This is a genomic window from Brevundimonas sp. (assembly GCF_023259385.1).
Lineage (GTDB): Bacteria > Pseudomonadota > Alphaproteobacteria > Caulobacterales > Caulobacteraceae > Brevundimonas.
The window spans coordinates 20,532-27,702 of sequence record NZ_JAHFPF010000010.1 but is presented as its reverse complement, the minus strand read 5'-3'; the positions used below and the strand labels follow the sequence as shown (position 1 = coordinate 27,702).

Annotated in this window: 7 protein-coding genes; 2 read left to right on the top strand and 5 right to left on the bottom strand. The window is 70.3% G+C overall.

Annotated features, from left to right (window positions below; translation table 11 throughout):
• The coding region (locus tag Q0C81_RS01430) for a pectate lyase (protein WP_291832508.1) at positions 1-1,512 on the top strand (1,512 nt) is incomplete at its 5' end.
• A gap of 7 nt (positions 1,513-1,519) precedes the next feature.
• On the opposite strand, the gene Q0C81_RS01425 is transcribed toward Q0C81_RS01430, so the two are convergent.
• From Q0C81_RS01425 to Q0C81_RS01405, 5 genes are all read right to left on the bottom strand, one after another.
• On the bottom strand, positions 1,520-1,726 hold the full coding sequence (locus Q0C81_RS01425) for a hypothetical protein (RefSeq protein WP_291832506.1): 207 nt from the start codon (positions 1,724-1,726) through the stop codon (positions 1,520-1,522).
• Between the two features lie 119 nt (positions 1,727-1,845).
• Complete coding sequence (locus tag Q0C81_RS01420; protein WP_291832503.1) at positions 1,846-3,510, bottom strand: serine hydrolase; 1,665 nt, start codon at positions 3,508-3,510, stop codon at positions 1,846-1,848.
• Positions 3,511-3,696: 186 nt separating this feature from the next.
• Entirely contained in the window at positions 3,697-4,056 is a 360-nt protein-coding gene (locus Q0C81_RS01415; protein ID WP_291832500.1) for a hypothetical protein, read from the bottom strand.
• Entirely contained in the window at positions 4,053-5,168 is a 1,116-nt protein-coding gene (locus Q0C81_RS01410) for an ankyrin repeat domain-containing protein (protein WP_291832497.1), read from the bottom strand. The genes Q0C81_RS01415 and Q0C81_RS01410 overlap by 4 nt, the downstream gene beginning before the upstream one ends.
• An 85-nt stretch (positions 5,169-5,253) precedes the next feature.
• Positions 5,254-5,850: a TetR/AcrR family transcriptional regulator gene (locus Q0C81_RS01405; RefSeq protein WP_291832496.1), complete on the bottom strand. Its 597-nt coding sequence runs from the start codon at positions 5,848-5,850 to the stop codon at positions 5,254-5,256.
• A 105-nt stretch (positions 5,851-5,955) separates the two neighbouring features.
• On the opposite strand from Q0C81_RS01405, the gene Q0C81_RS01400 reads away from it, so the two are divergent.
• On the top strand, positions 5,956-7,161 hold the full coding sequence (locus Q0C81_RS01400) for an MFS transporter (RefSeq protein ID WP_291832494.1): 1,206 nt from the start codon (positions 5,956-5,958) through the stop codon (positions 7,159-7,161).
• Positions 7,162-7,171: the final 10 nt, after the last annotated feature.

The window sequence follows — 7,171 nt, the reverse complement described above, 5'->3', positions numbered from 1 at the left end:
CGCGCCACGCGGTTCATGACCGAGGAGGCCTCGGTGGGCGGGGGCTATGTCTGGTCCGCCCTGCCCGACTTCTCGCGCCGCTGGGGCGAGCTGGAGGCGTCGCCGACGATGATCTGGGTGCAGCCGCCGGGGACCGGCACCATGGGCCACCTGTTCCTGGACGCCTATCACGCCACCGGGGACGAACAGTTCTACGAGGCCGCCGTCGGCGCGGCTCGGGCCCTGGTGCGGGGCCAGCATCCGTCGGGCGGCTGGAACTACGTCATCGACACCGCCGGGCCGGAGAGTCTGCGCCGCTGGTACGAGACCTACGGCAAGAACGCCTGGCGGATGGAGGAATTCCACCACGACTACGGCAACGCCACCTTCGACGACGCGGGGACCTCGGAGGCGTCGCAGTTCCTGCTGCGGCTGTATCTGGAGAAGCGCGAGCGCGAGTGGCAGGCGCCGCTGGACAAGGCGATCCGCTTCGTCCTGGACAGCCAGTATGCGAACGGCGGCTGGCCCCAGCGCTATCCGCGCACCGACGGGGCGGGGCTGCACGGGCGGCCCGACTACACCGGCTACATCACCTTCAACGACGACGTGGCGGGCGAGAACATCAAATTCCTGATCTTCTGCCGCCAGACGCTCAATGCCAGAGAAGGAGGTGGGCGCCTGGACGATCCGATCCGGCGCGCCATGGACTGTTTCCTGGCCTGCCAGCAGCCGGCGCCCCAGGCCGGATGGGGGCTGCAGCACCACGCCGACACGCTGAAGCCCGCCGCCGCCCGGACCTATGAGCCCGAGGCCTACGCCACCCACACGACGGCGGCGAACATCGAGCAGCTGTTCAGCTTCTACCGCCTGACCGGCGACCGGAAATACCTGGCCCGCGTATCCGAGGCGCTGGACTGGCTGGACAGCGTGCGCCTGCCGCAGCGGCTGCAGCGCGACGGGCGGACGCATCCGACCTTCATCGAGCCGGGGACCAACAAGCCGCTGTACGTGCATCGCCGGGGCTCGAACGTCGTCAACGGCGCCTACTATGTCGATGGCGATCCCAACGACACAGTGATCCACTACAGCTCGTTCCGGGCGGTCAATGTCGAGCGGATGCGGGCCGAGTACGCGCGGCTCATGGCGATGACGCCGGAACAGGCGTCGGAGGGCTCGCCCCTGCTGGCGCCGCGGGGATCGGTGGCCCTGCCCCGTTACTTCACCCTGCAGGACATCTCGGTCTCGGACATGACCAGCGACGGGCGCCGCCCGCCGGCCGAACCCGCCGTGGTCGCGGGACTGGTGGCGGGGCTGAACGCCCGCGGCTACTGGCCGACGCCGCTGAAGGCGGTGAGCAATCCCTACATCGGCGACGGCTGGCCCGAGGTGGCGCCGGGCGAGTTCCGCATCACGCGCGTGGGGGATGCGTCCGACACCTCGCCCTACATCACGGACTATCCGGTGATGGGGATCTCAACCGGCGAGTACATCAAGAACATGGGCGTGCTGATCGAGGCGCTGGGCGGCGCCTGAGGGCTGTTCAGGCCCGGCGAGCGCTCGATGCGACGTCGAAGGGGCGGCCCAGGCTGCTCATCAGGTTCCAGCCCGCATTGGTCGGCCAGAAGCGGGCCTTGCCGCGCCGCTCGACCAGTCCGAGCACAGCCAGCTGCTCGCTCACGGCGGGCTGTTCGGTTCGGCTGTCGTCCACGATGTCCAGAAGGGCTTCAATACGGTCTGCGTCGGTCATGGTCTCCAGATAGGGCCTGCGGACCCGGGGGGCCACCCGATATCGCAGGCCATCCCCTGAATCTGCGCCCACCGTGTCCCGGAAGCGTAGCCGTGCCCTGATGAAAAGCCGCGCCTGACCTACTGGCGGACGAAGGCGATGTCGCGCGCGCCGCCGGCCCAAGCCCGAAGACCGTCCACCTGCCCGTCCGCCGCGCGCGTGAACACGAAGGTGGTGACGCCGCGCAAGGGGGTCGAGAACCCGTCGGCGAAGCGCGGCGTCAGCGGCCACTCGACCCCGAAGGCCTGCCGGATCACCAGCGCCTCGCCCTGGCGGACCACCACGATCCGGGCGTCCAGCTCAACGCTGTAATAGGTCCCGACATAGGCGCCGAGCTCCGCGAGGGGCGGCGGGACCGCGGGGTAGCGGGTCTCCTTCGCATCACGGCTCAGGATCAGCTCCGTCGGCCCCTGCCCGTTGCGGACGAAGCGGACGCCGTCGCCGTCGGCCCGCCTGAACCGCTCGCCGCCGACCGGGGTCAGGTCCTGGGAGCGTCCCTGCGTGAGCGTCAGCCGCCCGTCCAGCAGCGCCGTCCGCAGCAGTTCGCCGGTGACGGGGTTCCGGAACAGGCCCTGATAGGACGCCAGATCGGCCGACGCGGCCGATACGGTCGCCGCCGGTGCGGGAGCGACGGGGTCGTCGATCGAACGGCCAGCGGCGGCCAGGGCCTGATCAGCCAGCGCCTCGCCCACCGCGACGGGATTGATCCCGCCGTTGTTGCACAGCACGGCGACGGACAGGCCGGCGTCGGGATAGCGGGCCGTCCAGGTCTTGTATCCGCCGGTCGAGCCGCTGTGCCCCACGCGCGGCAGGCCGTGCGCCCGGTCGAGCTCGAGCCCCAGGCCGTAGGGCGTGGCGGTTCCGTCGTTCAGGCGTCCCGGCGTCGCCAGCGCGGCGACCAGCTGCGCCCCGCCCGGCAGGCCGGCGGGCCGGTCCAGGAAGGCGTTCCAGCGCAGCAGGTCTTCCAGGGTGGTGAGCAGGCCGCCGTTTCCGATGACATTGGTGAACGGCATGCTGGCGATGAAGCCGTCCTCCACCGGCGCATAGGCGGTGGCGCGGCCCGGGACCACGGTGCGGAAGTCCTCGCGCCAGCGGGTCTGGCCCATGCCCAGGGGCTTGAACAGGCGCTGGTCGGTGAAGGCCTGCAGGCTCTGGCCGCTGACCCGCGCGACGATGATCGCGGCCAGGCTGTAGTTGGTGTTGGTGTAGAGGAACTCGGCGCCCGGCGCGAAATTCAGCCCTTTCTGGCGGGAGGCGAGATCCAGGATGACGGCCTGGCTGTGGACCTGGGTTCCGGGCGGGTTGCCGGTCAGGGCCAGCAGGCTCCACTGCTCGCGCAGGCCGCTGGTGTGGGTGAGCAGATGCCGGAGGGTGATCGGCGTCCCGTAGTCCGGCATCTCGGGCAGATACAGGCGGATGTCGTCGTCCAGCCCCAGCTTGCCGTCCTGAACCAGCAGCAGCAAGGCGGCGGCGGTGAACTGCTTGGCCACCGAGCCGCTTTCGAAGATCGTGGCCGGCGTCAGCGGATCGGGATGCTCCAGATCGGCCATGCCCCGGGCGCCGCGCAGGACCGGCTGTCCCGGCCGCGCCAGGCCCGCGGCGCACCCCGGGCCGGTCGTGGAGATGTCGCCGAACACGGCGTCCAGATCGACATCCGGCGCCCGCGTCTGGGCCATGGCGTTCGAGGCGAGACCGGTCAGGGCGAAGGCCATGACCGTGGCGGTGAAGCGGGTGGTTGGACGCATGGAAGACCCCGACGAAACAGGCGGCCTTTCGACCAGCCGGTCCGCGGCCCCGCAACACCGCATCGGCCAACGGCGCCGCCTGTCGGTGAACGGTGAGGGCGGCGCCCTATCCGTCGTCCCGGCATGATCGCGGGTGGCCGACTATAGATCGGAAGCGGCGGCCGGCCGGCGGGGTTCAGCCGCCCGTCAGGTGGACGGTCTCATCGTATCGCGCGCCCAATAGACCAGGAACGACAGCACGCCGCCGACCGCGGCGTGGCCGAGCAGGCCTGTCCACGCGCCGTCCGCGACGACGAGCAGATGGTAGCAGACGCCCGCCAGGACGCCGAAGCCGGTGGTGATATGGCTTTGCGTCCACAGAGACACCCGATCGAACAGCATGATCGAGAGCACGACGAGCATCAGCAGGCAGAAGCCGACGCCCGCGCCGAACAGGGCCTGGATCTTCTGTCCCGAGAACATCCCGCCGAAACCCGCCAGGACCACCGCCGAAAATCCCAGCACGACAAAGGCGGGCGTTAGATAGCCGGGCACGGGATCGTTCATCGCGCGTAGTCCGGCGGGCTCAAGGGCGCCGGCGTGGGGTTCAGCCGGACCCACTGGACCGCCAGTTCGCAAAGCTCGCCGCCCGCGCCCTCGCGGGTGCGCACCTCCGGGACAAGCCGGGCCGCCCGATCCTGTTCGGCGTCAGACAGGGGCGCGCCCGAGGCGAGGTGCGCCAGGAAGGCCTGGCCCATGCGGCGGTAGTCGGCGTCCCAGTTGGCGCCGCCGTTGCGGTCAACCTCGTCGGCGATCCGTCCGGCGATGCGGATGACCTCGCCCTGCACCGTCGCGGCGGGCCCCTTGGAGGGGACCAGCAGACCCCACAGTTCCTGCTGTTGATCCTGCCAGCGTCCTCCCCGGACCGTGATCGGCGCGAGACCGTCATGCATCAGCCGGCGCGGGACAGGCGGGACATCCAACAATGCGTACAGACGATGCAGGCCATCGCTGGTCGCCTCCAGAAACTCGGGATTGAAGCCTGCGCGGTGGAACTCGAAATTTTCGCCGATCCGCTGCACGGCGGCCTGCATCTGGGGGGTGACCGGCCCCGAGTCGCCGCCGCCCGATACCGCGCGCCGCAGCCGGTCGAACAGTCCCGGCGTCCTGGGCGGGGTCGCCGCCAGCAGCAGGGCGGCGATGCCGGCCATCGGCTCGATATGGATGTTGCTGCACTGCTGTAGCCCGGCGGCCAGCGGCGTCTGCCCGGCGAGGTTGACCGCATCGGCCCGGGCGCCCCGGGCCAGTAGAACGCGCACCGCCTCCAGCCGGGCCGACATCGCCGCGCCGTGCAGGGGAGTATTCCCCTGCCCGTCCGTCGCCTGGATGTCGGCGCCGAGATCGAGCAGGATCTCCCCCCCGCCCTGCCAGCTTCCGGCGCGCTCGTGCAGCGGCGTGCGGCCGTAGGCGTCGCGCGCCTCTATATCGGCCCCCTGACCGACAAGCCAGCGCGCCAGCTCATCCGGACAGTCCCCGAACGCCAGGGCCGTCTGCTTGCCGTATCCGCCGCGCGCATCGAGTTCGCAGGTCTCGAAGACGGCCTTGAGCGCGGCGATGTCGCCCGCCTTGAGAAGGGCGTCGAAGTCCTTGGGGAGCAGCTTCTTCTTCGCTTTCGGCATAGCCCCCGCCTCCGTTCGCTCGTCGTCGCCCATGCTAACGTTTGGTCGCTGAGCCGCAACGGCTCCGTTGATCCCGACGGCGCCCCTACGCCCCGCGCAGCAGGCCTTCCATCAGGGCCTGGAACGCCGGAATGGCCCGCCTGGCGGTGGCCGCCGGATCTTCGGCGTTGGCGATCCACTGGGCCGCATAGGTCGAGGCCCCGCAGATCAGTCGGGCGGCGGCCTCGGCGTCGACGTCCCTGATCAGACCCTCGCGCTTCAGCCGCTGCACGCTGGCGCTGATGGCGGCGATGCAGCCGTCGTTGTTGGGCCACTGGGACGGGTCGCCGAGCACCGCTGGGCCGTCGCGCAGGACGATGCGCTGGATCTCGGGCTCCAGCGCCATCTCGATGTAGCCCACGTTCTCGTCGACGAAGCCCTGCCAGCGGTCCGGCGCGGCGGCGGAGATCGCGTTCAGGCGCGTCGCCATTTCGGAATCGATCTGAAGGATCACCGCCATCAGCAGACCCTTCTTGTCGCCGAAGTGGTGGTAGAGCGCGCCGCGGGTGAGCCCGGCTTCGGCCGTGAAATCGTCCATCGACGCCTCGGCGTAGCCCTTCTCGCCAAAGGCTCGGCGCGCCGCGGCGATGAGGGTCGCGCGGGTCGCCGCGAGCCGTTCGGCCCGGGGTTTCGGCTTGATCACGGAGCCTGCCGACAAAAGTCTTCTCCATTGCGTTGACATACGGTGCGTATGTAACCACTTCGCTCACATACGAGACGTATGTAATCACATCGAAGCGGTTCCCCAATGGCCAATCCCTACCGAGTCATCTTCAGCGCGCCCGGGGCGGCGGGCTTCGCCTCGGCGGGTTTCGTCGCCCGCCTGCCCATCGCCATGGCGCCCATCGGCATCGTCACCATGCTGGCCCAGACTCACGGCGCCTATTGGCTGGCCGGGGCGGTCGCCGCCGTCTTCACCCTGACCAACGCCCTGGCCGCGCCGCAGATCTCGCGCCTGGTCGATCGCTTCGGACAGAGCCGGCTGCTGATCCCCACGGCCGCGGTCGCGGTCCTCGCCTTCATCGGGCTGATCCTGGCGACGCACCAGCGCTGGCCGGTCTGGACCCTGTTCGTCTTCGCCTTCCTGGCCGCCGCCATGCCCAGCATTCCGGCCATGGTCCGGGCCCGCTGGACGGAGCTGTTCCGCGACCGGCCCGAGCTGAACACGGCCTTCGCCTTCGAATCCGCCGCCGACGAACTGGTCTACATCGCCGGGGCCTCGCTCTCTGTCGGCCTGTCGGTCGCCCTGTTCCCCGAGGCGGGACTGGTCGCCTCGACGCTGGCCCTGGCCCTGGGCATGACCGCCTTCGTGGTCCAGCGCGGCACCGAACCGCCGGTCCGGGGATCGGAGGGCGTCGCGCACCGCTCGGCCATCACGCGGCGGCCGGTTCAGATCATCACCCTGGCCCTGATCTTCGTCGGCGCCATCTTCGCCACCGCCGAGGTCAGCACCGTCGCCCTGACCCGCGAGCTGAACCAGCCCGGCGCCGCCAGCCTGGTGATCGGCGTCTACGCCCTGGGGTCGTTCGCCGTCGGCCTGATCATCGGGGCGCTGAACCTGAAGGCTCCGCTGCACCGCCAACTGCTGGCGGCCCTGGGGGTGCTGCTGCTGACGTCCGTGCCGCTGCTGCTGGCCGACAGCGTCTGGCTGCTGGCCGCGACCATCTTCCTCAGCGGGGTCGCCATCTCGCCGACCTTCATCACGGCCTTCGGACTGATCGAGCGCCGCGTCCCGGCAGAAGTCCTGACCGAAGGCGTGACCTGGGTGATGACCGGCATCGGCATCGGCATGGCCCTGGGCGCCTTCGTCTCGGGCTCGATCGTGGACCTGTATGGGGCCCGCGCCGGCTTCTGGGTGACGATCGCCGCCGCCACCACCGCCCTGTCGATCGTCATCCTGGGTCAATCGGCCCTGGCGGGCGGCGGCAGGCCCGCCCCGGCTCCGGCGGAGTGACCCTGCGCCT

Bases quoted from the DNA above. Each gene is read 5' to 3' on its own strand.
- Q0C81_RS01425 (WP_291832506.1), bottom strand. From the start codon at position 1,726: ATGACCGACGCAGACCGTATTGAAGCCCTTCTGGACATCGTGGACGAC.
- Q0C81_RS01420 (WP_291832503.1), bottom strand. From the start codon at position 3,510: ATGCGTCCAACCACCCGCTTCACCGCCACGGTCATGGCCTTCGCCCTG.
- Q0C81_RS01415 (WP_291832500.1), bottom strand. From the start codon at position 4,056: ATGAACGATCCCGTGCCCGGCTATCTAACGCCCGCCTTTGTCGTGCTG.
- Q0C81_RS01410 (WP_291832497.1), bottom strand. From the start codon at position 5,168: ATGCCGAAAGCGAAGAAGAAGCTGCTCCCCAAGGACTTCGACGCCCTT.
- Q0C81_RS01400 (WP_291832494.1), top strand. From the start codon at position 5,956: ATGGCCAATCCCTACCGAGTCATCTTCAGCGCGCCCGGGGCGGCGGGC.